The 25,234-nt window shown below is 58.1% G+C and carries 26 protein-coding genes; 16 read left to right on the forward strand and 10 right to left on the reverse strand.

Features of this window, described 5'->3' with window-relative positions; all coding sequences use genetic code 11:
* Positions 1–133 precede the first annotated feature (133 nt).
* Positions 134–1,525 (forward strand): hexose-6-phosphate:phosphate antiporter, encoded by a 1,392-nt coding sequence (gene uhpT / locus V6944_RS03955; RefSeq protein WP_333497972.1) that lies wholly within the window; start codon positions 134–136, stop codon positions 1,523–1,525.
* A gap of 43 nt (positions 1,526–1,568) precedes the next feature.
* Here uhpT and V6944_RS03960 read toward each other — a convergent pair whose 3' ends face one another.
* Positions 1,569–2,471: a LysR family transcriptional regulator gene (locus V6944_RS03960; RefSeq protein ID WP_333497973.1), complete on the reverse strand. Its 903-nt coding sequence runs from the start codon at positions 2,469–2,471 to the stop codon at positions 1,569–1,571.
* Positions 2,472–2,576: 105 nt separating this feature from the next.
* On the opposite strand from V6944_RS03960, the gene V6944_RS03965 reads away from it, so the two are divergent.
* Both V6944_RS03965 and V6944_RS03970 read left to right on the forward strand, forming a co-directional pair.
* On the forward strand, positions 2,577–3,029 hold the full coding sequence (locus V6944_RS03965; protein WP_185668119.1) for a DUF1198 family protein: 453 nt from the start codon (positions 2,577–2,579) through the stop codon (positions 3,027–3,029).
* Positions 3,030–3,143: 114 nt separating this feature from the next.
* Entirely contained in the window at positions 3,144–3,656 is a 513-nt protein-coding gene (locus V6944_RS03970; protein WP_333498243.1) for an SRPBCC domain-containing protein, read from the forward strand.
* A gap of 45 nt (positions 3,657–3,701) precedes the next feature.
* Here the strand turns inward: V6944_RS03970 and V6944_RS03975 are convergent, their stop codons facing one another.
* Positions 3,702–4,025: a helix-turn-helix domain-containing protein gene (locus V6944_RS03975; RefSeq protein ID WP_333497974.1), complete on the reverse strand. Its 324-nt coding sequence runs from the start codon at positions 4,023–4,025 to the stop codon at positions 3,702–3,704.
* On the reverse strand, positions 4,009–4,368 hold the full coding sequence (locus tag V6944_RS03980) for a type II toxin-antitoxin system RelE/ParE family toxin (RefSeq protein ID WP_123650993.1): 360 nt from the start codon (positions 4,366–4,368) through the stop codon (positions 4,009–4,011). The genes V6944_RS03975 and V6944_RS03980 overlap by 17 nt, the downstream gene beginning before the upstream one ends.
* Positions 4,369–4,585: 217 nt before the next feature.
* On the opposite strand from V6944_RS03980, the gene nepI reads away from it, so the two are divergent.
* Positions 4,586–5,770, forward strand: a complete 1,185-nt coding sequence (gene nepI, locus V6944_RS03985; RefSeq protein WP_333497975.1) for a purine ribonucleoside efflux pump NepI — start codon at positions 4,586–4,588, stop codon at positions 5,768–5,770.
* A 70-nt stretch (positions 5,771–5,840) separates the two neighbouring features.
* Here the strand turns inward: nepI and phnX are convergent, their stop codons facing one another.
* Complete coding sequence (phnX, locus tag V6944_RS03990) at positions 5,841–6,650, reverse strand: phosphonoacetaldehyde hydrolase (protein WP_333497976.1); 810 nt, start codon at positions 6,648–6,650, stop codon at positions 5,841–5,843.
* A gap of 9 nt (positions 6,651–6,659) precedes the next feature.
* Positions 6,660–7,763, reverse strand: a complete 1,104-nt coding sequence (gene phnW, locus V6944_RS03995) for a 2-aminoethylphosphonate--pyruvate transaminase (RefSeq protein WP_333497977.1) — start codon at positions 7,761–7,763, stop codon at positions 6,660–6,662.
* A 141-nt stretch (positions 7,764–7,904) separates the two neighbouring features.
* Here phnW and phnR point away from each other — a divergent pair, with 141 nt between their 5' ends.
* The 5 genes from phnR (at position 7,905) to phnV (ending at position 12,527) form a co-directional block, all read left to right on the forward strand.
* Complete coding sequence (gene phnR, locus V6944_RS04000; protein WP_333497978.1) at positions 7,905–8,624, forward strand: phosphonate utilization transcriptional regulator PhnR; 720 nt, start codon at positions 7,905–7,907, stop codon at positions 8,622–8,624.
* A 111-nt stretch (positions 8,625–8,735) separates the two neighbouring features.
* Positions 8,736–9,749: a 2-aminoethylphosphonate ABC transporter substrate-binding protein gene (gene phnS, locus V6944_RS04005; RefSeq protein ID WP_333497979.1), complete on the forward strand. Its 1,014-nt coding sequence runs from the start codon at positions 8,736–8,738 to the stop codon at positions 9,747–9,749.
* A 5-nt stretch (positions 9,750–9,754) separates the two neighbouring features.
* Positions 9,755–10,864 carry a 2-aminoethylphosphonate ABC transport system ATP-binding subunit PhnT gene (phnT, locus tag V6944_RS04010; RefSeq protein ID WP_333497980.1) on the forward strand — a complete coding sequence of 370 codons (1,110 nt, stop codon included), beginning with the start codon at positions 9,755–9,757 and terminating at the stop codon, positions 10,862–10,864.
* A 2-nt stretch (positions 10,865–10,866) separates the two neighbouring features.
* The gene (gene phnU, locus V6944_RS04015; protein WP_333497981.1) at positions 10,867–11,727 is read left to right on the forward strand and encodes a 2-aminoethylphosphonate ABC transporter permease subunit; all 861 of its coding nucleotides are present in this window, start codon (positions 10,867–10,869) and stop codon (positions 11,725–11,727) included.
* A 2-nt stretch (positions 11,728–11,729) separates the two neighbouring features.
* The gene (gene phnV, locus V6944_RS04020; protein WP_333497982.1) at positions 11,730–12,527 is read left to right on the forward strand and encodes a 2-aminoethylphosphonate ABC transport system, membrane component PhnV; all 798 of its coding nucleotides are present in this window, start codon (positions 11,730–11,732) and stop codon (positions 12,525–12,527) included.
* A 141-nt stretch (positions 12,528–12,668) separates the two neighbouring features.
* Here phnV and V6944_RS04025 read toward each other — a convergent pair whose 3' ends face one another.
* The gene (locus V6944_RS04025) at positions 12,669–14,057 is read right to left on the reverse strand and encodes a carbohydrate porin (RefSeq protein ID WP_333497983.1); all 1,389 of its coding nucleotides are present in this window, start codon (positions 14,055–14,057) and stop codon (positions 12,669–12,671) included.
* Positions 14,058–14,219: 162 nt separating this feature from the next.
* Entirely contained in the window at positions 14,220–14,522 is a 303-nt protein-coding gene (locus tag V6944_RS04030; RefSeq protein WP_185668108.1) for a PTS lactose/cellobiose transporter subunit IIA, read from the reverse strand.
* 772 nt (positions 14,523–15,294) lie between these two features.
* Here V6944_RS04030 and V6944_RS04035 point away from each other — a divergent pair.
* Both V6944_RS04035 and V6944_RS04040 read left to right on the forward strand, forming a co-directional pair.
* Positions 15,295–16,671 (forward strand): MFS transporter, encoded by a 1,377-nt coding sequence (locus V6944_RS04035; protein ID WP_333497984.1) that lies wholly within the window; start codon positions 15,295–15,297, stop codon positions 16,669–16,671.
* Between the two features lie 13 nt (positions 16,672–16,684).
* Complete coding sequence (locus V6944_RS04040; RefSeq protein WP_333497985.1) at positions 16,685–17,956, forward strand: gallate dioxygenase; 1,272 nt, start codon at positions 16,685–16,687, stop codon at positions 17,954–17,956.
* Here V6944_RS04040 and V6944_RS04045 read toward each other — a convergent pair.
* Positions 17,953–19,179 (reverse strand): LysR family transcriptional regulator, encoded by a 1,227-nt coding sequence (locus V6944_RS04045; RefSeq protein WP_333497986.1) that lies wholly within the window; start codon positions 19,177–19,179, stop codon positions 17,953–17,955. The genes V6944_RS04040 and V6944_RS04045 overlap by 4 nt on opposite strands.
* A 130-nt stretch (positions 19,180–19,309) precedes the next feature.
* Here V6944_RS04045 and galB point away from each other — a divergent pair, with 130 nt between their 5' ends.
* From galB to V6944_RS04065, 4 genes are read left to right on the forward strand one after another with little or no spacing between them, the layout of a single operon-like run.
* Positions 19,310–20,050, forward strand: a complete 741-nt coding sequence (galB, locus tag V6944_RS04050; protein WP_333497987.1) for a 4-oxalmesaconate hydratase — start codon at positions 19,310–19,312, stop codon at positions 20,048–20,050.
* Positions 20,047–20,760 (forward strand): 4-carboxy-4-hydroxy-2-oxoadipate aldolase/oxaloacetate decarboxylase, encoded by a 714-nt coding sequence (locus V6944_RS04055; protein WP_333497988.1) that lies wholly within the window; start codon positions 20,047–20,049, stop codon positions 20,758–20,760. The genes galB and V6944_RS04055 overlap by 4 nt, the downstream gene beginning before the upstream one ends.
* Position 20,761: 1 nt before the next feature.
* Positions 20,762–21,835, forward strand: coding sequence for a 4-oxalomesaconate tautomerase (locus tag V6944_RS04060; protein WP_333497989.1), 1,074 nt, complete (start codon positions 20,762–20,764; stop codon positions 21,833–21,835).
* A gap of 2 nt (positions 21,836–21,837) precedes the next feature.
* Positions 21,838–22,710, forward strand: a complete 873-nt coding sequence (locus V6944_RS04065) for an NAD(P)-dependent oxidoreductase (RefSeq protein WP_333498244.1) — start codon at positions 21,838–21,840, stop codon at positions 22,708–22,710.
* Positions 22,711–22,805: 95 nt separating this feature from the next.
* Here the strand turns inward: V6944_RS04065 and V6944_RS04070 are convergent, their stop codons facing one another.
* Positions 22,806–23,099 (reverse strand): YicS family protein, encoded by a 294-nt coding sequence (locus tag V6944_RS04070; protein WP_333497990.1) that lies wholly within the window; start codon positions 23,097–23,099, stop codon positions 22,806–22,808.
* A gap of 208 nt (positions 23,100–23,307) precedes the next feature.
* Between V6944_RS04070 and V6944_RS04075 the strand changes: the two genes are divergently transcribed.
* A complete protein-coding gene (locus V6944_RS04075) occupies positions 23,308–24,213 on the forward strand; it encodes an Rpn family recombination-promoting nuclease/putative transposase (RefSeq protein ID WP_333497991.1) in 906 nt (301 codons plus the stop codon).
* Positions 24,214–24,253: 40 nt separating this feature from the next.
* Here the strand turns inward: V6944_RS04075 and V6944_RS04080 are convergent, their stop codons facing one another.
* Complete coding sequence (locus tag V6944_RS04080; protein WP_333497992.1) at positions 24,254–25,156, reverse strand: EamA family transporter; 903 nt, start codon at positions 25,154–25,156, stop codon at positions 24,254–24,256.
* Positions 25,157–25,234 lie beyond the last annotated feature (78 nt).

Genomic DNA, 25,234 nt, shown 5'->3' on the forward strand with positions numbered 1-25,234 from the left:
CTTTCTAAGACGAATGACCTAAAACTAGGAAATTTTCCCGGTTTCACCTGGACGCTGTCTCAGGCGTGCTTCCCGGCTGATTTTTACAATGTCTGCCATTCGCAGGTACCAAAAATTAGCTCGGGAGTGTCCTATGCTGGCCTTTCTAAACCAGGTGCGCAAGCCGACCCTGGATCTGCCGCTCGACGTGCGGCGCAAAATGTGGTTCAAACCGTTCATGCAGTCCTACCTGGTGGTCTTTATCGGCTACCTGACGATGTATCTGATTCGTAAGAACTTTAACATCGCGCAGAACGACATGATCTCCACCTACGGGCTGAGCATGACCCAGCTCGGGATGATTGGCCTCGGCTTCTCGATCACCTACGGCGTGGGTAAAACGCTGGTCTCCTACTATGCCGACGGCAAGAACACCAAGCAGTTCCTGCCGCTGATGCTGATCCTCTCCGCCATCTGTATGCTTGGCTTCAGCGCCAGCATGGGGCCGGGCTCAATCAGCCTGTTCCTGATGATCGCGTTCTACGGCCTGAGCGGTTTCTTCCAGAGTACCGGCGGCTCGTGCAGCTACTCGACCATCACCAAGTGGACGCCTCGTCGCAAGCGCGGTTCTTACCTGGGCATGTGGAATATCTCCCACAACCTGGGCGGTGCGGGTGCGGCGGGCGTGGCGCTGTTCGGGGCTAACGTCCTGTTCGACGGTCACGTGATCGGCATGTTTATCTTCCCGTCGATCATCGCGCTGATTGTGGGCGTTATCGGCCTGCGTTTTGGTAGCGACTCCCCGGAATCTTATGGCCTCGGTAAAGCGGAAGAGCTGTTCGGTGAAGAGATCAGCGAAGAGGACAAAGAGACCGAAGATAACGACATGACCAAGTGGCAGATCTTTGTGGAGTACGTGCTGAAAAACAAAGTGATCTGGCTGCTGTGCTTCTCCAACATCTTCCTGTATGTGGTGCGTATCGGTATCGACCAGTGGTCTACGGTCTACGCCTTCCAGGAGTTGAAGCTCTCTAAAGAGGTGGCGATTCAGGGCTTTACCCTGTTTGAAGTCGGCGCGCTGGTGGGCACCCTGCTGTGGGGCTGGCTCTCTGACCTCGCCAACGGCCGTCGTGCGCTGGTGGCGTGCGTGGCGCTGGCCTTAATCATCGCGACGCTGGGCGTTTACCAGCATGCCAGCAACCAGTACGTCTATCTGGCCTCGCTGTTTGCCCTCGGCTTCCTGGTCTTTGGCCCGCAGCTGTTGATTGGCGTGGCGGCAGTTGGCTTCGTACCGAAAAAAGCGATCGGCGCCGCCGATGGTATCAAAGGCACCTTCGCCTATCTGATTGGCGACAGCTTCGCCAAGCTGGGTCTGGGGATGATTGCTGACGGCACGCCAATCTTCGGCCTCACCGGCTGGGCGGGTACCTTCGCCGCGCTGGATACTGCCGCTATCGGCTGTATCTGCCTGATGGCCATCGTCGCGGTGTTTGAAGAACGTAAAATTCGCCGTGAGAAGAAGATTCAGCAGTTAAAAATGGCGTAAGTGTGTTTGGTAACTTCTTTGCCCGGTTCTGCACCGGGCTTTTTTATGCCTGCTGGCTGGTCTCATGCAGCAATTCACGCAGCCACTGCTGCGCCGGGTCGCGATGATTACGCTCGTGCCAGGACATATTTTTGGTAAAACCGTGAATCGCCACCGGCGGCTCCTGCACGCAGATTGACGCGCGTGCGCTGGCAAGGCGGCTCGGTACCACGGCAATCATGTCGCTGATGGCCAGCACTTCCGGCAGCACCAGGAAGCTGCTCACCGACAGCCCTACCCGGCGCTTGCGGCCCACCTTTGCCAGCGCGTCATCGGTCACTCCCCAGAAACTTTCTCCCTCGTAAGAGACCAGAATATGCTCCAGCGCGCAGAAGCGGTCGAGGCTGAGCGGCGCTCGGGCGTCGGGATGGTCGGCGCGCAGCATGCAGACGTAGCGCTCCTCATACAGCGTGCGGCTGTGCAAGTCGCCAGGCGTGGTGCTGGGGGTCAGCAGCGCGAGGTCGATTTTCCCCTGCTCAAACTGCGTGGTTAGTCGCTCCGGTTCGACGGGGATCACCCGGACGCGAATCATCGGTGCGCGCACCTTCAGGGCGGCGATAAACGGCACCACTACGGCTTTGAGCGCATAGTCAGTCGCAGCGAGGGTGAAAGTGAAGTCGGCGGTGAGCGGGTCGAACTGCGCGGGCTGTAGCAGCGTGTTGATATCGTTCAGGATCTGTTTGACTACCGGCGCCAGCTGCTGGGCGCGCAGCGTCGGCACCATGCCGTGCGGAGCGCGGATAAACAGCGGATCGCCAAAATTGTCCCGCAGCCGGGTCAACATTCCGCTGACGGCGGGCTGGGTCAGCGACAGCCGCGCGGCCGCTCGCGTCACGCTGCGTTCATCGAGCAGCGCATCCAGCGTTTTCAGCAGGTTGAGGTCGAGGGTTCTGAGATCCGGTTTCATCGGTGGCTTCCTTCAGGGAGGTAACGCACATTATGGCATGTTCGATTATCGACAGGGCGCAAAATCCCATTATCATGTCGGGGTTTAGCTAAGGTGAGAGCGTGCATGATCTGGTTGATTCTGGCCACTCTGGTGGTGGTGTTTGTTGTAGGATTTCGGATCCTGACCTCAAGTTCCCGACGGGCGATTCGCCGTCTTAGTGAGCGGCTCGGTATTACCCCGGAGCCGGTAGAGTCGATGGTAGACCAGCTTGGGAAAGCGCAGGGCGAAGAATATTTACGCTATCTGGAGCGGCCGAACGAAGCGCATTTGCAGAATGCGGCGCAGATGCTGCTGATCTGGCAGGTGTGCATTGTCGACGGCAGTGAAGTGAATATGCTGAGCTGGCACCGGCGGCTGCAAAAAGCCCGCCTGGCGGCGCCGATTACCGACGCCCAGATACGTCTGGCGCTGAGCTTCCTGCGCGAGCTGGAGCCGGAAATCAGCGAACTGAACGCTTTCCAGTACCGCTATAACGCGCTGTTCCATGATGAAAACGGTGTGCACTGGCTGCATTGATATCATGTTGTGTGATGTTGTTTATCAACATTGATGATTATATTTATATCACTTCTGCGCGCATGATTTACCTCGTCAACATCATTACTCACGAGGTTCATCATGAAACAGTCAATGCAGCAAAGCGCTATCGTCTGGCCGGAAGGTTATCTGCCGGGCACCACCGACAACTTTGCTTCTAACGAAATTATCGTCAGCGGCCTGACCGCCAAACAGATTTGGGCGCAGCTTGATGACACCACGCTGTGGCCAACCTACTACAGCAACGTAGCGGATATTCATTTCCACGACGGCAGCGGCCCGATGCTGAGCGCTAACGCCCGCTTCCGTTTCTCTACCTTCGGCTTCCCGATTGAAGCGCAAATCACCGAATACGTCCCACCGGTCGACGGCGAAGCGGCGCGCATTGCCTGGCACGGCTGGGCGGAAGGTGATGCCACCACCCGGCTGGACGTGATCCACGCCTGGCTGTTCGAAGACCTGCCGGGTAACCGCGTACGCATCCTGACGCAGGAATCACAGATTGGCGTCCCGGCGCAGGAGCTGGCGCGCACCGTGCCGAACCCGATGATTAACGGTCATCAGGAGTGGATTACCGGGCTGGTGAAATCGGCGCGCGGGGAGTGAGTTTGTGGGTGCCGGATAAGGCGAAGCCGCCATCCGGCACGCTCACTACATCAATACTTTCAAGCCGTGTTTTTGCACAACGCTCAGCAGCTTCAGTGACATCCCGCTTGGGCGCTTAGCGCCGGTTTCCCATTTTTGCACGGTGGATACGCTGGTATTCAGGTAACGGGCAAAAACGGGTTGGCTGACGTTAAGTTCTTCCCTTAATGCTTTTATTTCAATAGGTTGTAGGCTTTCTACGCGGCTCAAACAGGCCGCATCAAAGCTGCGCATGGTTTCCTGAGGGATGGCATCCACGCTAAATAACCCAGAAGCCGCGCTATGAATGGCTTCGAAGGCAGGGCTTTTGAATTTAGTTTTTGCTGTCATGGAGTACCTCGACCAGTTCTTTGCTGTGAATTAATGCGGTAATTTGAGGAGCGGTGAGGCAAGCGTAGTGTTTTGCCAGCTCACGAAACCCCGCCAATTCTCGATAGCTGATATTTGCCATATCCTGCTTGGCATACAGGAATGTGTAAAACCAGTGTTCTCCGCCTTTCGCCAGAACGATTGCACGATCCCGGTTCTGATTGAGACGTTTTTTATAAACTCCCCCGCCGAGATTATCCGCTTTTCCCTGGAGCACGGCTTTAATCGCTTCGCTTAACTCATCGTCTTTTATCGCGTGGGATTTCGCTTCCCTGTTGAACCACTTGGTTTTGAAGATTCGCATCGGTTTGACGTCCTGTCATTAAAAGTATAGCACTTGGTGCCACACTATGTGTGAATCGTTATTTTTGCACGCGGGAATAAAGCGATCTTTCTCAATGCTCGAGTCGCTTCGCAAAATGTCATGCAACGATGTTGGTTGCCAAAACGTTAAATCCATCACACTTAAGATGTTACACTGCGCATCCTTTCCGCAAAAACACCGCGCAGGTAACAAAAAAATGAGTGAGCATAGTGAAGCAAAGCCCCGCACAGAGGGCGTTCTGCGGCCGAACTGGTCGGCGGTTTTTGCCGTGGCGTTTTGTGTGGCCTGCCTGATTACCGTGGAATTTTTACCCGTCAGCCTGCTAACGCCGATGGCGGAAGATCTGGGGATTTCTGAAGGCGTGGCCGGTCAGTCGGTCACCGTAACTGCGTTCGTCGCCATGTTCTCCAGCCTGTTTGTCACGCAGATTATCGGTAGCCTCGATCGTCGCTACGTGGTGATTCTATTTTCCGTTCTGTTGACGCTCTCCTGCCTGCTGGTCTCGTTTGCCAATTCGTTTACGCTGCTGCTGTTGGGTCGCGCCTGTCTGGGGCTGGCGCTGGGCGGCTTCTGGGCGATGTCGGCCTCGCTGACGATGCGCCTGGTACCGGCACGAACGGTGCCGAAAGCGCTGTCGGTTATCTTTGGTGCGGTCTCTATCGCGCTGGTGATTGCCGCGCCGCTCGGCAGCTTCCTGGGCGGCATTATTGGTTGGCGCAACGTGTTCAACGCGGCGGCGGTGATGGGCGTGGTGTGCATCTTTTGGGTGGTGAAAGCGCTGCCGTCGCTGCCGGGGGAACCGGCGCACCACAAGCAGAATATGTTTAGCCTGCTGCAGCGTCCCGGCGTGATGGCGGGGATGATTGCCATCTTTATGTCCTTTGCCGGGCAGTTCGCCTTCTTCACCTATATTCGCCCAATCTATATGAACCTGGCGGGCTTTGACGTCGACGGCCTGACCTTAGTGCTGTTGAGCTTCGGTATTGCCAGCTTTGTTGGCACGTCGTTCTCGGCGGTTATCCTGAAGCGTTCGGTCAAACTGGCGCTGGCCGGTGCACCGTTGATTCTGGCGATAAGTGCGCTGGTACTGGCGCTGTGGGGAAGCGAAAAGACCGTAGCGGCAGGTATTGCCATTATCTGGGGGCTGGCGTTCGCGCTGGTACCGGTAGGCTGGTCAACGTGGATCACCCGCTCGCTGGCCGATCAGGCGGAGAAAGCCGGGTCGATTCAGGTAGCGGTTATCCAACTGGCGAATACCTGCGGGGCGGCGATTGGCGGTTTAGCGCTGGACCGTCTGGGGCTGACGTCACCGCTGATGCTCTCCGGGACGTTGATGCTGCTGACCGCGCTGCTGGTGACGGCGAAGGTACGGATTAAATAACCGCGCGGTTGAATAATCGTGTAGCCCGGCCAAGCGAAGCGCCGCCGGGAACGGCGCCGATGTCACCTCTTTACGGGCGTTCGCCTTTCGCCAGACGCGCATTAATCTCGGCAATCACCCCTGGTAAATCCGCCAGCGAATCCACCACGTAATGCGCCCCGGCAGCATACAGCTTGCTGGCGGCGTGCTCGCGGCGGGTAGCCATCTCTGCAACGCCCATCTCCTGATACTCCTCCCACGTCGCCCCGAACTCATTGCCCGACACCGCAAGCCCTACGGTCCACATCCCGGCATTCAGCCCCTCGGTAATGCCCGGCGCGGCATCGTCCACCTTCACGCAGTGGCCGACCGAATCGATACCCAGCGTAATCACGTTTTGCAGCGCCATCCACGGCCCCGGACGGCCGCCCGCCGCGAGATCGTCGGTGGCAACCCAGCAATCCGGCGCATAGCCGTGCTCGGCGGCGGCAGGCACCAGGCGTTCCATTACCGCACGCGGGTAGCCGGAGCAGGAGCCAATTTTAATACCGGCGTTACGCAATGCCGCAATGGTGTCGACAACTCCGGCGATCGGCGCGGAAAAATCGACAACTTTGGCAATTTGCAGCGGCATAAAGGTGGCGTAAATCTCATCGATATCTGCCGCATTCATCGCGCGGCCAAACTTCGCCTGCCAGCGGGCATCCACGGACGGCAGTTTGCCCAGCGCTTCAATATGTTGCCACTTGCCAAGCCCCATCGGCACACGCGCTTCGGCGAGGGTTATCTCCACGCCAAACGCCCGGCGGAAGGCTTCGACAAAAATCTGCGTCGGCGCAAAGGAGCCGAAATCAACGGTAGTACCTGCCCAATCGAGAATAACGGCGTTAATACGGTTCATGATGTCTCCTTATTTTGTCCAGTACATCGCATGGCGAACGGCGGTAAGCAGGGCGGTGATATCGGCTTCATACACTTCGCCGATGTTGCCAATACGGAAGCAGTCGCTCTGCGACACCTTGCCCGGATAGATAACAAACCCCTGATCTTTCAGGCGGCTATAAAACGCTTTAAAGCGGTACTGCGGGTTTTCAGGTGAATAGAACGCGGTGATGATCGGTGAATGCAGCGCATCGTCCAACAGGGTGGTAAAGCCCAGTTCCCGCATTCCGGCCACCAGGCTGCGCTGGTTCTGCTGATAGCGCTGATAGCGCGCCGCCACGCCGCCTTCTTCCGCCAGCTCCTTCAGCGCCTGAGCAAACGCCAGCACGGTATGGGTTGGCGAGGTGAAGCGCCATTTACCGTGGTTATCTTCCATGCAGCGCCACTGGGCGTAGAGATCCAGCGACAGCGAGCGGGAGCGGCCTTTGCACGCGGCGAGTTTGTCCGCGCGGGCAATTACGAAGGCAAAGCCCGGCACGCCCTGAATACATTTGTTGGCGGAGCTAATCAGGAAATCGATATTCAGCTCGGCAATATCCATTGGAATACCGCCGAAGCTGCTCATCGCGTCTACGATATAGGTTTTGCCATACTGACGGGCCAGCACGCCGACCTCGTCAATCGGGTTGAGCATCCCGGTGGTGGTTTCGCTGTGCACCATCGCGATATGGGAGATCGTCGGGTCGGTTTTGAGGATCAGCTCGATCGCCTGCACGTCCGGGCGGGATACTTCGCCGCAGTCATAGGCGTGATGGGCGATATCCATCATTCCCGCCATCTCCACCATGCGAGCGCCGTAGGCACCGTTGCTGACAATCAGCACCTTATCCTGTTTGCCGAGCGCGCTGCCCAGCACCGCTTCCACGGCGTAGCTGCCGCTGCCCTGCAAGAGTACAGAGGTGTAGCCTTCAGAAGCTGTTGCCAGCGCGGTCAGCTGCTGGCGGATAGATTCCACCACGCCGATATTGTAATCATCGTCCCAGGTGCAGCTATCGAACAGCATCGCTTCTTTCACGGTGCGTGAGGTGGTCAGTGGGCCGGGGGTCAGCAGCAGATAGTTACGCGAAGTCATGTTATTTACCTTTGGTCTATACCAGATTTGCATTTATCATGACGATCTTTTCGGCATAGGGTCAAAGGGAAAATGGCTCTGCAACAAAAAATTCATCTGCGTCTGTATAATGGCGGCAGAGAAAAGTGACAGCGAGTGACTATGAAAGCGATTCCGGGCGATATCCCACAGTACCTGTTGATCAAGGCGCAGCTGCAGGCGCGCATCCAGAGCGGTGCGTTGAAAAGCGGTGATAAGCTGCCGTCTGAGCGCGAACTGTGCGCGATCTTCAACACCACGCGTATCACCATTCGCGAAAGCCTGGCGCAGCTTGAGGCCAGCGGGCTTATCTGGCGCGCCGACCGTCGCGGCTGGTTTGTCACGCCGGAACGCCTGTGGTTGGACCCGACCCAGAACACCAATTTCCACAAGCTGTGCCGCGAGCAGGGCCGGGAGCCAAAAACCGCGCTGCTGAGCGGCGTGCTGACCACCGTGCCGGTGGAGGCGATGGAGCCGTTACAGCTGCAGCCGTTTGACCAGATCTACCTGCTGACCCGTCTGCGCTACGCCGATGGCCGCGCTGTCTGCTACAGCGAAAACCACTGTCTGCCCGCCCGCGTGCCGGAGCTGTTGCAGTACGATCTCAACGGTAGCCTGACCGAGGTATATGAGGCGCACTACAACCTTGTCTATACCAGCATGCACATGTCGTTTTACCCGACCGCCATGCCAGCGCAGGCCGCGCAAGCGCTGGGGGTGATGGAAGGGCGCCCGGCGCTGCTGCTGCGCCGCCTCAACTACGATCAGCACGGACGGGTGCTCGATCTGGATATCGAATACTGGCGTCACGATAGCCTGCGTATTGAGGTGGATACCCACTAGCCATCCGGCATTCAACAAATCCTTCATCGTATTGTCACAAAAGCCGTTTAGCGTAAAAAGCAAATCTGGTATAGGCCAGAAACATAAAACGCACGCTATGAGGCTATTACGATGAAACTTTCCCGACTTGCTCTGCTGTCTGTTTTTGCCCTCGCCAGCGCCCCGTCATGGGCGGAATCGGTGGTTACGGTTTACTCCATCGACGGGCTGCACGATGGCGACAATAGCTGGTATCAGGCGCAGTTCGACGCGTTCACCAAAGCGACCGGCATTACCGTACGCTACGTTGAAGGCGGCGGCGGCGTGGTGGTCGAGCGCCTGGCGAAAGAGCGCACCAACCCGCAGGCCGACGTGCTGGTGACCGCACCGCCGTTCATTCAGCGCGCCGCGTCTGAAAAACTGCTGGCGAGCTTTAAAACCGACGCTGCCACCGCCATTCCGGATGCCAATGACCTCTACTCGCCGCTGGTGAAGAACTACCTGAGCTTTATCTACAACGGCAAGGTGCTGAAAACCGCCCCGGCCACCTGGCAAAGCCTGCTCGACGGCCAGTTCAAAAACAAACTGCAGTACTCTACCCCAGGCCAGGCCGCTGACGGCACGGCGGTGATGCTGCAAGCCTTCCATAGCTTTGGCAGCAAAGAGGCTGGTTTTGACTATCTCGGCAAACTGCAGGCCAACAACGTCGGGCCATCTGCCTCTACCGGCAAGCTGACCGCGCTGGTCAATAAGGGCGAGCTGTATGTGGCGAACGGCGACCTGCAGATGAACCTCGCGCAGATGGAACGTAACCCGAACGTGAAAATCTTCTGGCCCGCCAACGACAAAGGCGAGCGTAGTGCGCTGGTTATCCCGTACGTGATTGGCTTAGTCCAGGGCGCGCCGGAGAGTGAAAACGGCAAAAAGCTGATTAACTTCCTGCTGAGCAAAGAGGCGCAAACCAGCGTCAGCGCGCTCTCCTGGGGGATGCCGGTGCGTAGCGACGTGACCCCAAGTGACGATCACTATAAAGCGGCAACCGCCGCGATGGCGGGCGTGCAGAGCTGGCAGCCAAACTGGGATGACGTTGCCGTCTCGCTGTCGGCAGACATCTCCCGCTGGCATAAAGTGACCGATAGCGAGTAAGCCTGATGCTGATGAAAACGACCGCCGTTCCTGCCCCTGCAATGCAGGGGACCTCGGGGATTGTCCTCGACTCGCTGCGCGTGGCGTACCACGGCAACGTGGTGCTTAAACCACTCTCTTTGACGATTGAACCCGGCGAAGTGCTGGCGCTGATTGGCCCTTCCGGCTCGGGAAAAACCACGGTGCTGCGCGCGGTAGCGGGCTTTGTCCAGCCTGCGGGTGGTCGCATTCTCATCGGCGATACGGACGTAACTCAGTTGCCGCCTTATAAACGCGGGCTGGCAATGGTGGTGCAGAACTACGCGCTGTTCCCGCATATGAAGGTAGAAGATAACGTCGCCTTTGGCCTACGCGCGCAAAAGCAGCCAAAGGCGCTGATTAATGAACGCGTGACTCAGGCGCTGAAAACGGTCGGCATGAGCGACTATGCCACCCGTTATCCGCACCAGCTTTCCGGCGGCCAGCAGCAGCGCGTGGCGATTGCCCGCGCCATTGCCGTGCGCCCGCGGGTGCTGCTGCTGGACGAGCCGCTCTCGGCGCTGGACGCGCAGATTCGCCACAACATGGTGGAAGAGATAGCCCGCCTGCACCGCGAACTGCCGGAGCTCACCATTCTCTACGTCACCCACGACCAGACCGAAGCGCTCACCCTGGCGGATAAAATCGGCATCATGAAGGACGGCTCGATGATCGCCCACGGTGAAACCCGGGCGCTGTACCGTCATCCGCCGAACCGTTTTGCCGCCGAGTTTTTAGGACGCGCCAATATTCTTTCCGCTACCGCGCTGGGCATCACGGATGCGCCGGGACTGGTGGACGTGAGCTGTGGCGGCACGGTGATCCGCGCCTTCAGCCAGGGCAGCCATCACGGTTACAACAAGCTGCTGTGCATTCGTCCGCAGCATCTGAGCCTGGCGCCGCGTTCGGCCGTCAGCAACCGCTTTAACGCCACGTTGCAATCGGTGCACTGGCAGGGGGATCTCACCCATCTGCTGTGCGATGTGGCTGGTGAAGCGGTGCGTATTGTCCTGACGCACGTGGACCCGCTGCCGAAACCCGGCGACAAGCTGGCGCTATGGTTCGAACCCGATGATGCGGTTTTGATTGAGGTATAACGATGTCGCTCTCTCTGACCCAGACCAAACCGCTGCCCAACCTGCGCCCGCTGCTGTGGCTGTTGTTGCCGCTGTTGGTGCTGACCACGCTGTTCTTCTGGCCGCTGTCGCTGATCGTCGAGCAGGCGCTGCGCGACGCCAACGGCAGCGTCGAGCTGGACACCTTCTGGCAGGTGATTGAATCCCGGCGCTTTGTCAGCGCGCTGATGAATACCCTGCAAATTGCACTGACCGCCACCGCCGGCTGCCTGCTGCTGGGCAGCGTGCTGTCGTTGATTCTGGTGTTTATCCCGTTTCCCGGCAGCGAACTGATTGGCCGGGTGGTGGATACCTTTATCGCGCTGCCCACTTTCCTGATAACCCTGGCCTTCACCTTTATTTATGGCTCGGCGGGGCTGCTCAACGGCACGCTGATGCATCTGTTCGCCTTCGAGCTGCCGCCGGTGGATTTCCTCTATTCGATGCAGGGGGTGATTCTGGCGGAGATCACCGTCTTCACCCCGCTGGTGATGCGCCCGCTGATGGCGGCGCTGCGCCAGATTGATAAAAGCCAGCTGGAGGCAGCCAGTATTCTTGGCGCACACCCGCTGCGGGTGATTGCACAGGTGATTTTCCCGGCGGCGCTACCGGCGCTGATGGCGGGCGGCAGCCTGTGTCTGCTGCTGACCACCAACGAATTCGGCATCGTGCTGTTTATCGGCGCGAAAGGAGTGAACACGCTGCCGATGATGGTCTACAGCAAGGCGATTCTGGAGTCTGACTACAGCGTCGCCTGCATGATTGCGTTGATTAACATTGTGCTGTCGCTGGGGCTATTCTCGCTCTACCGCCTGGCGGCCGCGCGTACTGGCGTAAGGGGCTAACCATGTTGATTTGGTCGCGCAAAGGGCGCGTTGCGGCGGGCGTGGTTGCCACCGCGCTTGCCAGCGTCTTCTTTTTCCTGCCGCTGGCGGTGATTTTAATGTCCAGCCTGAGCCAGCAGTGGAACGGCATTCTGCCCAGCGGCTTCACGCTGAACCACTTTGTGAATGCCTTTCGCGGCGCGGCGTGGGATGCGCTGCTCGCCAGCCTGATGATTGGTTTTTGCGCCAGTCTGTTTGCGCTGCTGTGTGGCGTCTGGGCGGCGCTGGCGCTGCGCCAGTACGGCGGCAAGGTGCAGAAGGGGCTGAGTATGCTGTTCTATTTACCCAGTGCCATTCCTTCGGTTTCCGTCGGGCTTGGTATTCTGGTGGCCTTCAGCCAGGGGCCGCTGCAGATGAACGGCACGCTGTGGATTGTGCTGGTGGCGCACTTTGTGCTGATCTCTGCGTTCACCTTCAGCAACGTTTCCACCGGGCTGGCGCGGGTGTCTGCCGATATTGAAAACGTCGCTTCAAGCCTTGGTGCCTCGCCGTGGTATCGCCTGCGCCACGTCACGCTGCCGCTGCTGATGCCGTGGATGGTGTCGGCGCTGGCGTTGAGCCTTTCGCTATCGATGGGGGAATTGGGGGCGACGATGATGATCTACCCGCCGGGCTGGACGACGCTGCCGGTGGCCATCTTTAGCCTGACCGATCGCGGTAATATTGCCGACGGCGCGGCGCTGACTATTGTGCTGGTGGCGATGACGCTGCTGCTGATGATGAAGCTGGAGCGCGTGGCGAAACGGTTAGGGCAGAAATAAAAAACCTCTCCCTTAAAAAGGGAGAGGGAGCACATCGGTGCCGCTGATTAGCTCGGCAGGAAAACCCTGCACCAATCAGTCCCCTCGCCCCTTTGGGGAGAGGGTCAGGGTGAGGGGGAAAAGAGGGTTTATCACACGAACTTAGAACCAGGCTTCAAACATCCCGCCGAAGTTCAGCGAATCCAGCTGCTCGTCCTGCGTTCCGTTAACTTTCGCCGTACGCTTGTTATCCACCTGACCGCCGGTCACGTAGAAGCGCAGCATTGGGCGGAATTCCGGGCCCATACCAATTGCGATGTTCTGCGACAGGGTCAGCTTCCAACCGTGGTTGTCACCGCCCTGGTCGTAATCTACGCGCTGGTAACCCGCTTCCAGCCAGGTGGAGTGCACGTCGTTCCAGAAGTACATTGGACGAACGATCGCGCCATAGTTTTTACGGTTGTCGGTGTTGTCTTTGCTGTTGTCGTAGTCGTGGAAGGCCAACAGGTATTCCACCTGCGCCTGCTGGGTGAACTTATAGTTACCTTCGAAGCTGGCGTAAATCGCGGTCAGCCCGTCAGTTTTGTTGAATACGCTGTTATCCGAGTTATCGGAGTAGCGCAGGATAACCTTGTTCACGCCGCTGTCGTCGCTGTTGGTGTGGCTTAACAGCAGACCACCCTGCCAGGCATCAAGCTGCTTGTCGTTATCCACCGCTTTAGAGTCGAAGCCGTAGTTAGCGTAAACCTCAACGTCAATCGGGCCCGCTTTGATGTTGTGGGTTTTGGTGGTCAGCGCGTAGTGGCCGCTATCACCGGTATCTGAGCTACCGGTACAGGTGATGCGCGATGGGCTAGACTCATCGGCCATCACTTCCGGGCTACAGGATTTCACCTGCGAAACGGTAGCGACGTCGAACTGCACGCCGCCAACGTCAAAGTTTTTCACCCCGGCACCCTGGCCGTCGTGGTTCATCCAGAAGTAGTCGTTGATACCCTGTTGTGGACGCTGGTGGAAGTCGCGGCCCGCCCAGATATAGGCGTTAGGGTTAGATTCCAGCACGTTGGTGACGCCAACGTAGGCTTTTTTCAGGTTAACTTCGTCACTCCAGTGGTCGAACATGACGTTGATATCCCAGATAGCGCCTTTGCTGCTCTTAAAGGCTTTGGTTAACTGGAATTCACCGCCGTTTCCTTCGTTACCCAGACGGCCGATTGCCGAGGCACCGTTATAGGAACCGTCCACGCCGACGTATTTCTGGTCGCCAGCCTGGAAGTGTGCGCCGTAGCGCGCGTAGCCACTGAACTTCAGGCCGAACGGCACGGCCATATCTGGCGTTTGTGCGGCGCTTTGCGGGTTGGTTTCCAGATCCACCTTTTTGGCCTGGGCGGCATCCATTTTGGCCTGGCGGTCGGCCAGGGCTTTATCGACGGCCTTGGCCACAATGGCGTCGATTTGTTCCTGAGTAAATTCTTGTGCCATTACAGAGGAAAGCGGGCAAAGTGCGGCAATAACCGCCATAGCTAATGGAAGTTTTTTTACAGTTTTCATGGTTATCTCAAATTAATTAATTATATTTTCAGACAATAACCATCCCGTTCGGGTGGATAACTATCATCGCCACCAAAACAAGCTGATTTTATTTATTCTCTCGTAGGGTACCGTTAAATCGTTAGCGTAATTAATGTCTCCGAAGTTAAATGAAATTTAATATTAACGTTGATAAAGATGAATAATTTCTTCCGAAAGTTCACGAGCAAGTAACGAATTCATCAAATGATCCTGCGCGTGTACCATAATTAGGGTCATGGGCTGACGCGCGTCACCTGCATCCTGCTCAATAAGCCGGGTTTGCATATGGTGCGCCTGGCGGGCATAGCCATCAGCTTCCCGCAGGAGATTTCTGGCTTCCTCCATTTCACCCTGGCGTGCGGCGTGTAGCGCCTCAAAGCACAGCGATCTGGACTGGCCCGCGTTAATGATTATTTCCATTACCGCGTCCTCTAACCTAACCATAATAATATCCTCTAACTATTTAAAGTTATGATAAAAAGAGGTCGGAAATAATATATCAATGCTTACTGTTAAATTTATCTGACTTAACTAACGGTTCCAGGTTATGGCGCAGTTGATTTTAACGTCTGCACTTTGTTTCTCATTAATGAACGACTTTCGGGGTACAGCAATAGTCAATACATGGCCGCAGAGGTCAGCATATAAATAACGCACATGACCACCGTGTTTAGCGTCCAGAAATAATGGTTCGCGAAACCACGAGTGATAACGAGAGTTCATTTAAACATCTTTTTCGCGCGCTGAATAAATCAGCGGCAGAGCATAATTTTGTTCATTGATGCCCATCCTCTAAATGTAAAAAGTTATTGCGATTGTGATTTGATATGAAACTGAAACCGGTTTCTATTCATAAAATCAAGAAGTGTGACCCCCATCAATTTCTCATGCTTATGAGACTAATTATTTCGTCCTGGCTCACAGAAAATTGTCGTTTGGGGGTGAAATGGACACCCATTGCACAAGTGATTGCGCGGCAAAAAATGAAACAGGATTGACGTCCAGCAGCGCGTTCTGGCGCCCCAATACGATCTGATAGTAGGCGCCTGTTTCAGCCTCATTGTTTTGCAACTCCGCTCACAATATAAAAATAACTCATACCTTACCCCGGATTTTTGAACCGGACAGCATCGGGCGACTGCCTTAACGTGGCATCAACGTTCATCCAATAACACAAACCAGAACATTCATACCCCCTCTTTAAGGACGTGACCCTATGAGCCTCTCTACCGGTGTAGATGTAAAAGCGTGGATTGATGCCCGACCAATCTCGCGTTTTCAGTGGAAAATTCTGTTTCTCTGCTTCGTGATTATCATGCTCGACGGCTATGACGCAGCGGTGATGGGCTTTATCGCCCCGGCGCTGCTCGAAGACTGGGGCATCAGCCGTGCGGCGCTGGGGCCGATTCTCGGGGCGGCGATGTTTGGCGTCGCGCTGGGTGCGCTGATTGCCGGGCCGCTCGCCGACCGCTATGGCCGCAAGCGCATTCTGTTGGCCTCGGTGGCGCTGTTCGGCGTCTTTAGCCTGGCGGCAGCGATGGCGCAAACGCCCACTCAGTTGGCGCTGCTGCGTTTTCTCACCGGGCTTGGCCTTGGCGCGGTGATGCCAAACTGTGTGACCCTGGTGGCGGAATACATGCCTGAGCGGCGTAAAGGGCTGATGATTACGCTAATGTACAGCGGGTTTAACGTCGGTTCCGGGCTCGGCGGATTTATCGCCGCGGCGCTACTGTCGCATTACAGCTGGCACTCAGCGCTGATCTTCGGCGGCGTACTGCCGCTGATCGTGCTGCCGTTTATGCTGGTGATGTTGCCGGAATCGGCGATGAATATGGTGGCGCGACGCGTGCCGGGGGCTGAAATTGCCCGCGTGCTGAACCGCCTGGGCGGCCAGTTTGCCGCTAATACGTTATTCACCCTTGGCACGCCGGAAATCTCCCGCCACGCGAAAGTGATTCAGCTGTTCCGCGGTGGCTATGCGCGCGGTACGGTGGCGCTGTGGCTGACCTATTTTATGGGCCTGTTTGTGATTTACCTGCTGAACGGCTGGCTGCCGACCATTCTGCGCTCTGGCGGTCTGTCGCTGCAGCAGGCGGCGATTATCACCGGCCTGTTCCAGCTTGGTGGCCCGCTGGGTGGCATTCTGGTTGGCTATTTGATGGACCGCACCTCGGCGAAAGTGGTCATTGCCGCAACCTATTTCATTGGCTGTCTGTGCCTGCTGTCGCAGGGGCTGATGGACTTCGGTTCGGCGGCGCTGTCGGTGCTGATTTTTGTGAGCGGGATGTGCATCAACGGCGCGCAAAACGGCCTACAGGCCTACTCACCGGCCTTCTATCAAACCGAAATTCGCGCCACCGGCGTGAGCTGGATGCACGGCATCGGGCGTATTGGGGCGATTTTAAGCTCGACGCTGGGCGGGGTGATCATGCTGGCGGTGCCGGGGCATTCGTCGATTTTCCTGGTGCTGGCGCTGCCGGCCTGCCTCGCGGCGGCCTGTATTCTGCTGCACCGTATGAACCAGCGTAACGCCGCGCAGAGCGGGCGTGCGGCGGGCGACGTGGCGCTACCAAACGCCGCCCATCATCGATAAGTGGAGTTCTGTTATGGCAAGAATTATTGGCGGTATTGCCGTCTCCCATACCCCGACCATCGGCTTTGCGGTCGATCATCATAAACAGCATGATGCGGCGTGGGCACCGATTTTCGAAAGCTTCGAGCCGCTGCAACGCTGGCTTGACGAGAAAAAACCGGATGCGTTGGTCTATATCTTCAACGACCACGTGACCGCCTTTTTCTTCGACCACTACTCAACCTTCGCGCTGGGCATCGATAACGAATACGGCGTGGCGGATGAAGGCGGCGGCCCACGCAGCCTGCCGCCGATCAAAGGCAACGCCGCACTCTCGCGGCATATCGGCAGCAGCCTGATGGCCGATGAGTTCGATATGTCGTTCTTTATGAATAAAAAGCTCGACCACGGCCTGTTCTCGCCGCTGTCGGCGCTGCTGCCGTGGCAGAGCGGCGAATGGCCGACCAGGGTGGTACCGCTGCAAATTGGCGTGCTGCAGTTCCCGGTGCCGAGCGCACGGCGCTGCTACAAGCTAGGCCAGGCGCTGCGCCGGGCGATAGAGAGCTTCCCGGAAGATATCAACGTCGCCATTGTGGCAACCGGCGGGCTGTCGCATCAGGTGCATGGCGAGCGCTGCGGGTTTAACAACACCGAATGGGATGCGCAGTTCATCGATATGCTGGTGAACGACCCGGAAAAGCTGACCGAAATGACGCTGGCGGAATACGCTGAGCTTGGCGGCATGGAGGGTTCGGAAGTGATTATGTGGCTGGTGATGCGCGGCGCGCTGTCGGCCAACGTCAGCGAAACCTGGTGCGACTATTATCTGCCGTCGATGACCGGTATTGCGACGCTGATTCTGGAAAACAATGCCCGGCTGCCGCCGGTCGACACCCTCAGCCGTCATCGCCAACATATGGCGCGACAGCTGGCGGGCGTGGAAAAGTTGCCCGGTACCTATCCGTTCACCCATGAGCGCAGCCTCAACGGTATGCGGCTGAACGCTTTTCTGCACAAACTGACGCAGCCCGCGTGGCGCGAACGCTTCCTCAACGAGCCGCAGGCGTTGTTTGCCGAGGCGGCGTTAAGTGAAGAGGAGCAGACGCTGCTGACGGCGCGGGACTGGCGAGGGCTGATTCAGTACGGCGCCAGCTTCTTCCTGCTGGAGAAAATGGGCGCGGTGGTGGGGGTGTCGAACCTGCATATCTACGCCGCCATGCGCGGGCAGACGCTCGACGAGTTTCAGAAAACCCGCAACCAGCAGGTGACTTATTCGGTGGCGGGAACGAAAACACCGGCGAACTAGCTGGCCGCCACCTGCTGATGGATAAAGTTCACCAGCGCCTGGGTGGCGGGTGAGGGCAGGCTGCCTTCGCGGAAAGTCAGCCCAATGCGCCGCTGCGTATTGGGCAGCTTCACCGGCAGAACGGTCAGCAGGTGGTTGTCAATTTCAAAGCGCATCTGGCTGGCGGAGACGGCGGCCAACAGCGGTGAACCGAGCAGCAGGCCGCGCACCATCGCAGCATCACCGGTTTCTACCACCGGCTGTGGCTGCGGCAGGCCGAGGGCGGCAAACGCTTTATCCAGCAGATGCCGCGCCGGGGCGTTGCTGCGCGGCAGCACCCACTTGGCGCTGGCGAGCTGACTTAACGGGTCGGGATGGTTCAGCAGCGGGTGATCGTTGCACACCAGAATCAGCATCTCCTCTTCAAACAACGGCTGGCAGGTGAGCTCCGGCAGATCATCGTGCTGGCGTAAAGCGCCAATAATAAAATCGATATTTCCGGCCCGCATGTCCGACACCAGGGACTCATACGGGCTTTCGTTGGTGACCACGCGAATACCCGGATGCTGCGTCAGAAAGGCGTTAATGGCGGCAGGCAAAAGCTGCGTACGGCTCAGCGGCAGTGCACCAATACGTACATTGCCCTCCAGAACGCCGCATATTGCGGCTAAATCACCCCAGATGTGCGCCAGTTCGTTCAGCGCGCGGCTGATGTTCGGATAGAGCATATCGGCGGCAGAAGTCGGGCGTACCCCCTCCGGCGTGCGGCGAAACAGCGGTGACCCCGCCCCTTTCTCCAGAATTTTCAGCGCGGCGCTAATCGCCGGTTGCGTCACGCCGAGCTGGCTAGCCACGGTCTGGCTATGGTTGATGTGGTACAGCTGAATAAAAATCTCCAGCCGCCGGGTATTGAACAGCCAGCCGGGATCCGGCGTCGCTTTGTGCGACCCCGTGTGCGCTTTGAGCTTGTGCATCAGCGCCGGAATGGCCTGCAAATCCCCAATAGCCCGCAGTGCGCGCGGCAAAATACACTTACCGTATTCCGTCAGCACCATGCCGCTGTAGTGACGCTCAAACAGCGTCACGTCCAGCTCTGCTTCCAGATCGCGAATCGCGCGGGTTATGGCGGATTGGGTGCGGAATAAGTCGTCGGCGGCGCGGGAGACGCTGCCGCGGCTGGCGACCTGGCAGAAGAATCGCAACTGCATGATGTTGATGCCTTTCTCGTGCTTCGTCTGCCACATGTCGTGACTCGCCTTTTGGGAGGGTGATTTTTACTCAACATAAATAAAAATCATAGCCTTCGCAAGTTAACGAATTACCCGCTGTGAGCTGGACATGACAAGCTGAAAAAAAACCAAGAAGGAAGCCCACATGTCTACTCTGATTACCCCCAAAAGCGCCCTTGTCGTCAGTGCTCACTCGGCGGATTTCGTCTGGCGCGCGGGCGGCGCTATTGCACTGCACGTTGAGCAAGGCTACCAGGTGCATATCGTCTGCCTGTCGTACGGCGAGCGCGGCGAGTCTGCCAAACTGTGGCGCAAGGGCAATATGACCGAAGCGACGGTGAAGCAGCATCGCCAGCAGGAGGCGCAGGCGGCGGCGGAGATCCTCGGTGCCAGCGTCGAATTTTTTGATATCGGCGACTATCCGCTGCGGGCCGACAAAGAGACGCTATTCCGCCTGGCGGACGTTTATCGCCGCGTGCAGCCGCACTTTGTGCTGACCCACTCGATGCACGACCCGTACAACTACGATCACCCGTTGGCCTCCAATCTGGCGCAGGAAGCCCGCATTATTGCCCAGGCCGAAGGCTATCGCCCCGGCGAGTCGGTTGTGGCGGCCCCGCCGGTATACTGCTTTGAGCCGCATCAGCCGGAACAGTGCAACTGGAAGCCGGATGTGCTGCTGGATATCACCCCCGTGTGGGAAAAAAAGTACCGCGCCATTCAATGCATGCAAGGGCAGGAGCACCTGTGGGAATACTACACCCGCGTGGCCTTGCAGCGCGGCGTGCAGGCGAAGCGCAATATCGGTATTACTGCCGCTCGCGATATCAGCCATGCGGAAGGTTTCCAGAGCATCTTCCCGCGCGTCACGGGGGATCTGGCATGAATTTACTCAACAAAAAAGGCATCGCCGTGCGCCATATTCCTCGCTCTGGCGGTGACACGTTGCGGCTGTTCGCCGCTGCTGGGGTGGCAACTATCCATGAATCCCATGACCGTCAGGGGCTGATGAATCCAGATATTCGCCCTATTCAGCGAGGCGTTAGCCGCGCGGGCAACGCGGTGACGGTGCTGGTGACGCCGGGCGACAACTGGATGTTCCACGTGGCCGTCGAGCTATGCCAGCCGGGGGATATTCTGGTGGTCGCGCCGACCTCTCCCTGCGGTGATGGCTTCTTCGGCGACCTGCTGGCCACCTCGCTGCAGGCCCGTGGAGTCATTGGTCTGGTGGGCGACATTGGTATTCGCGACTCGCAAACCCTGCGTGAAATGGGTTTTGCGGTGTGGTCGCGGCAGGTTTACGCCCAGGGCACCGTCAAAGAGACGCTCGGTTCGGTTAACGTGCCGCTGACCTGCGGCGGGCAACTGGTGGTGCCGGGCGACGTGGTGGTGGCGGACGATGACGGTGTGGTCGTGGTACCTCACGCCCTTGCCGATACGGTGCTGGCAAAAGCGCAGAGCCGTATCGCCAACGAAACGGCGAAGCGCGAGCGGATGAGCCACGGGGAGCTGGGGTTGGATATCTATGCCATGCGTCCGCGCCTGGCGGAGAAAGGGCTGCGCTATTTTGATTCCGCTGAGGACGTGAGGGACTGATATGGCACAACGCAGAATTCCCTGCCTGTGGATGCGGGGTGGCACCTCAAAGGCAGCCTGCTTTCTGGCATTTGATCTACCTGCATCAACCGAACAGCGCGACGCGGTGCTGCTGGCGGTCATGGGCTCGCCCGACCTCCGCCAGATTGACGGTATCGGCGGCGGCGATCCGCTTACCAGCAAAGTGGCGATTATCCAGCGCTCAAGCCGCCCGGATGCCGATGTGGATTACCTGTTCGCGCAGGTCAACGTGGAGCGCGCCGTGGTCGATTATGGCCAGAACTGCGGCAATATTCTGGCAGCGGTGGGGCCGTTTGCTATCGAGCGCGGGTTAGTTGAACGCGTCTCGCCACTCACCCAGGTGCGGGTGCATATGGTCAACACCGGGCAGATCGCGGTGGCTGACGTGCCCTGCTCATCGGACGGCGTGGAGTACGATGGCGACGCGCGCATTGATGGCGTGCCTGGTAGCGCCAGCCCCATTATCCTCAACTTTCTTGATACCGCCGGTTCTACCTGCGGTGCATTGCTGCCGACCGGTAACGTCGTTGACCGCTTCGACGGCATCGACGTTACCTGCATCGACAACGGCATGCCGGTTATTCTGCTGCGCGCCAGCGATCTCGGACGTACGGGCTATGAAACCCGCGAACAGCTGGATGCCGACGATGAGCTGAAGCAGCGGCTCGAATCCATCCGCCTGCAGGCCGGGCCGCGCATGAATCTGGGCGACGTCACCCAGCGCAGCGTGCCCAAGATAACGCTGATTGCCGCACCGCGCAGCGGCGGGGCCATCAGTAGCCGGACCTTTATCCCGCATCGCTGCCATGCGTCGATTGGCGTGTTCGGCGCGGTGAGCGTGGCGAGCGCCTGCCTGCTGCCGGGGGCGGTAACGCAGGGGCTGGCGAAGGTCGGTGAAGGGCGTGAGCTGATGGTCAGCGTTGAGCACCCTACCGGCGAGTTCAGCGTGGCGCTCCAGCGTCGCGAAGATGGGCGGCTGGCAGGCAGCGGCCTGCTGCGCACCGCCCGGCTGCTGTTTGCCGGCGACGTGTTTATTCCGATGGCAAAGGAGTGATGATGAGACATATTGCGTTCATTGGTTTTGGCGAGGCGGGGACCATTCTGGCAAGTGAATTGGCGCAACATCATCGCGTGGTGGTGTGGGACCGGAAACTTAATGGTGCAGAACGTGAGGCGATGCGGGAAAAAGCCGAGCGGGCTGGCGTACAGGCGGCGAACTCCCTCGCGCAGGCGCTGGACGGCGCGGCGTGGGTCTTCTCCACTGTTACCGCCGGGTCGGCGCTTGAGGTGGCTCACCAGAGTGCTGCACTGATGCAGGCTGGGCAGTATTTTCTCGACCTCAATTCGGTCGCGCCGGACACCAAACGTCAGGCGGCGCAGGCGTTTGTTCCCGGCGTCTACGTCGATGTGGCGGTGATGGCCCCGGTGCCGCCCGCGCGGATGAAAACGCCGCTGCTGGTTGGCGGCCCGCAGGCGGAGTCGGTAACCGATGTGCTGAATCAGCTGGGCTTTAACGCCCGCTTTGGTGATACGGTTGTGGGCAAGGTTTCAGCGATTAAGATGTGCCGTAGCGTGATGATCAAAGGGCTAGAAGCGCTGACCACCGAGTGCCTGTTTGCCGCCCGTGAATACGGCGTGGAAGAGGAGGTGTTGGCCTCGCTACACCGCAGCTTCCCGTCGCTCGGTTGGGATGGTGCGTTTCCAGGCTACCTGATTAGCCGTGTGGCAGAGCACGGCGTGCGCCGTAGCGAAGAGATGGAAGAGGTGGTGAAAACGCTGCGCGATGCGGGCGGTCTGGGGCTGATGAGCCAGTCGACGGCGCAGGTACAGCGCCATTTACCTCAGCAGATGCAGGGGCTCGGATTGGATTATGCTGGGATACAGCCGTTTTGCTGGCAGTCGCTGGCGGACACGCTAAAAGGGCGGTGATCTTCCCGGGATCGCTGCGCTCACCCGGGCTATAGCTCGTAACGGTAGCCCGGCCGAACGCCGTGACGCCGGGGAACTCCCGCTTATGTTCAGTGTTATTTGGTCGGGCACTGAATGCTGCTAATCGCCTTCTCATAGGCAAGACGATCGTTCTTATCCAACGCCCGCGTGGCGCTCTGCACCGCCGTTTTGTTCTCTGTCGACTCCAGCACGCGGTTGGCAAACTGCGTATCGCTCAGCCCGCTGCTTGCCGGGCAGTTCTGCTTCACGTCCTTTACCACCTGCTGTTTTTGCTGCTCAAACTTTAGCCCTTCTAGCGGTGCGGCCAGCGCCATGGCGGGCAGCAGCAGGGAGGCGGCGAGCGAAACGACAATACTGACTTTCTTCATTGCGGATATCCTTATGTTCATGCGCTTAGTTAACTATAGACGCATTCCTCGGCACGTCATTTTGCGTGGCGCTTTCCCGTAAAATGAAGGTGTTGCACTGGTACGCTAAAACCTTCCGTAGTGGCTCGTAGAAAGGGTAATTCACGCCTGCTTTCTCGGCATCTTGTGCGTAGAGTCCTACCATTAGCTCTCTGGGTGACGGAACGCCATGACCACCTCCACACCGCACGATGCGGTCTTCAAACAGTTTTTATGCCACCCGGAAACGGCGCGGGATTTTTTGGCTATTCATCTGCCGGAAGCGTTGCGAGCGCTGTGCGATCTGCAAACGCTAACGCTGGCATCCGGCAGCTTTATTGAGCCGAGTCTCCGTGCCTATTATTCCGATGTGTTGTGGTCGTTACAGACCACGGAAGGTGAAGGCTATATCTATGTGGTGATTGAACACCAAAGCTCGCCAGACTCACATATGGCCTTCCGGCTGTTGCGCTACGCTCTGTCGGCGATGCAGCGTCATCTGGATGCCGGCCATCCGACGCTACCGTTGGTGATCCCCATGCTTTTTTATCACGGCATGCAAAGTCCCTACCCCTTTTCGTTGTGCTGGCTGGATGAGTTTGCTAATCCGGCGGCGGCGAGGGCGCTGTATGCAGACGCATTTCCGCTGGTGGATATCACGGTGGTGCCAGACGACGAGATTATGCATCACCGGCGAATCGCGCTGCTGGAGCTGGTGCAAAAGCATATTCGTCAGCGCGATCTGCTGGGGCTGGTGGATAGACTCGCCCTGTTGCTGGTTACGGGATGTGCTAATGACAGCCAGATGGAAGCGCTGTTTAATTATTTGCTGCGGTCAGGAGATGCGGTGCGCTTTCATGAGTTTCTCCAGGCTGCGGTAGCACGTTTACCTGAACAGAAGGAGAAGATGATGACGATTGCGGAGAGACTGCGGGAAGAGGGGCATCTGGCGGGATTACAGGTGGGGGTTCAGCAGGGTATCCAGCAAGAGGCGCAGCGCATTGCCCGTACCATGCTGGAAAACGGTATAGATAGCGCCCTGGTTCAGCTAATCACCGGGCTTTCGGCTGATGAACTGGCATCACTGTGTCATTAAAATCAGGCCCGATAGCCTGGCGCTATCGGGCAGCACACTGCTACGCCGTCTTCGTTCTGCGGCGTGAGTCCAGAGAAATCAGCACCACTGAAGATAGGATCAACAGCGTACCCAGCCAGTCTGGCAGGGTGAAGCTGATGCCTAACAGTAGCAGCGACAGTAATGCGCTGCTCAGCGGCTCGGCGCAGCTGAGGATGCTGGCTTTCGGGCCGCCGATCATCTGTGCGCCTTTAAGGTACAGACTGAAGGTGAGGGAGGTGCCAATCACCACCAGGTAGAAGAAAGCCAGCAGTAGGTTGCCGGTAATCACCACGTTTGCGCCATCTCCCGCATAGAACGGCAGCAGCATCGCGCCGCCAAGCAGCATGCTCCAGCCGACGATCGGCAGCGTGCCGTAGCGGGCGATCAGCGTGGATGGATAGGTGGTGTAGAACGCGGCGGCGAAGGCCGAGGCGATCCCCCAAAACAGCGCCGCGCCGGAAATCGACAGCGACGTTGGGTCGCCGTGGGTGACCAGCAAAAACGTACCGATAAGCGAGGTCGCAATGGCGACAAAGACGAAGCGGCCTGGGCGCGCTTTGCGCACGATGGCGAACCAGGCGACGATAATGGTCGGCGACAGGAACTGGAGAATCGTTGCGGTGGCGGCGTTGGATTTTTCAATCGCTAGCAGGAAGGTGAGCTGCACGGTCATCGCGCCGACAAGGGAGAACAGCAGCAGGCTGAGAATGTCTTTACGCTCTTTCAGGATGCGGAAAATGCCATCGCCGTGCAGGAAAGAGAACGTCAGCAGGATAAAGCCACCGGAGAGCAGGCGGATCATCGTCAGAAACGGCGACGGCATCTGACTGTGCTCCATGATGTACTGCGCACAAACGCCTGAACTTCCCCACAATATCGCTGCAACTAAGACGTTCAGCATCCCTTTTCTGGTGGCACCCATTTTTCCTCAACCCTGTCATATGATTTTATTCTGGTGGGCATCATAGCATGGGCCGCGGCTTGCCCCCAGCGGTGCGCC

Origin of the sequence: Kluyvera sp. CHPC 1.2972, assembly GCF_036759925.1 — a bacterium.
Classification (GTDB): domain Bacteria; phylum Pseudomonadota; class Gammaproteobacteria; order Enterobacterales; family Enterobacteriaceae; genus Kluyvera.

Coding starts and splice junctions, on each gene's coding strand:
- V6944_RS03960 (WP_333497973.1), bottom strand. CDS start 2,471: ATGAAACCGGATCTCAGAACCCTCGACCTCAACCTGCTGAAAACGCTG.
- V6944_RS04080 (WP_333497992.1), bottom strand. CDS start 25,156: ATGGGTGCCACCAGAAAAGGGATGCTGAACGTCTTAGTTGCAGCGATA.
- phnR (WP_333497978.1), top strand. CDS start 7,905: ATGAAAGCGATTCCGGGCGATATCCCACAGTACCTGTTGATCAAGGCG.
- V6944_RS04040 (WP_333497985.1), top strand. CDS start 16,685: ATGGCAAGAATTATTGGCGGTATTGCCGTCTCCCATACCCCGACCATC.
- V6944_RS04070 (WP_333497990.1), bottom strand. CDS start 23,099: ATGAAGAAAGTCAGTATTGTCGTTTCGCTCGCCGCCTCCCTGCTGCTG.
- V6944_RS03980 (WP_123650993.1), bottom strand. CDS start 4,368: ATGCGAATCTTCAAAACCAAGTGGTTCAACAGGGAAGCGAAATCCCAC.
- V6944_RS04025 (WP_333497983.1), bottom strand. CDS start 14,057: ATGAAAACTGTAAAAAAACTTCCATTAGCTATGGCGGTTATTGCCGCA.
- galB (WP_333497987.1), top strand. CDS start 19,310: ATGTCTACTCTGATTACCCCCAAAAGCGCCCTTGTCGTCAGTGCTCAC.
- phnX (WP_333497976.1), bottom strand. CDS start 6,650: ATGAACCGTATTAACGCCGTTATTCTCGATTGGGCAGGTACTACCGTT.
- phnT (WP_333497980.1), top strand. CDS start 9,755: ATGCTGATGAAAACGACCGCCGTTCCTGCCCCTGCAATGCAGGGGACC.
- V6944_RS04075 (WP_333497991.1), top strand. CDS start 23,308: ATGACCACCTCCACACCGCACGATGCGGTCTTCAAACAGTTTTTATGC.
- phnW (WP_333497977.1), bottom strand. CDS start 7,763: ATGACTTCGCGTAACTATCTGCTGCTGACCCCCGGCCCACTGACCACC.
- V6944_RS04055 (WP_333497988.1), top strand. CDS start 20,047: ATGAATTTACTCAACAAAAAAGGCATCGCCGTGCGCCATATTCCTCGC.
- uhpT (WP_333497972.1), top strand. CDS start 134: ATGCTGGCCTTTCTAAACCAGGTGCGCAAGCCGACCCTGGATCTGCCG.
- nepI (WP_333497975.1), top strand. CDS start 4,586: ATGAGTGAGCATAGTGAAGCAAAGCCCCGCACAGAGGGCGTTCTGCGG.
- V6944_RS04060 (WP_333497989.1), top strand. CDS start 20,762: ATGGCACAACGCAGAATTCCCTGCCTGTGGATGCGGGGTGGCACCTCA.
- phnU (WP_333497981.1), top strand. CDS start 10,867: ATGTCGCTCTCTCTGACCCAGACCAAACCGCTGCCCAACCTGCGCCCG.
- V6944_RS04065 (WP_333498244.1), top strand. CDS start 21,838: ATGAGACATATTGCGTTCATTGGTTTTGGCGAGGCGGGGACCATTCTG.
- V6944_RS03975 (WP_333497974.1), bottom strand. CDS start 4,025: ATGACAGCAAAAACTAAATTCAAAAGCCCTGCCTTCGAAGCCATTCAT.
- phnV (WP_333497982.1), top strand. CDS start 11,730: ATGTTGATTTGGTCGCGCAAAGGGCGCGTTGCGGCGGGCGTGGTTGCC.
- V6944_RS04030 (WP_185668108.1), bottom strand. CDS start 14,522: ATGGTTAGGTTAGAGGACGCGGTAATGGAAATAATCATTAACGCGGGC.
- V6944_RS03965 (WP_185668119.1), top strand. CDS start 2,577: ATGATCTGGTTGATTCTGGCCACTCTGGTGGTGGTGTTTGTTGTAGGA.
- phnS (WP_333497979.1), top strand. CDS start 8,736: ATGAAACTTTCCCGACTTGCTCTGCTGTCTGTTTTTGCCCTCGCCAGC.
- V6944_RS03970 (WP_333498243.1), top strand. CDS start 3,144: ATGCAGCAAAGCGCTATCGTCTGGCCGGAAGGTTATCTGCCGGGCACC.
- V6944_RS04045 (WP_333497986.1), bottom strand. CDS start 19,179: ATGTGGCAGACGAAGCACGAGAAAGGCATCAACATCATGCAGTTGCGA.
- V6944_RS04035 (WP_333497984.1), top strand. CDS start 15,295: ATGAGCCTCTCTACCGGTGTAGATGTAAAAGCGTGGATTGATGCCCGA.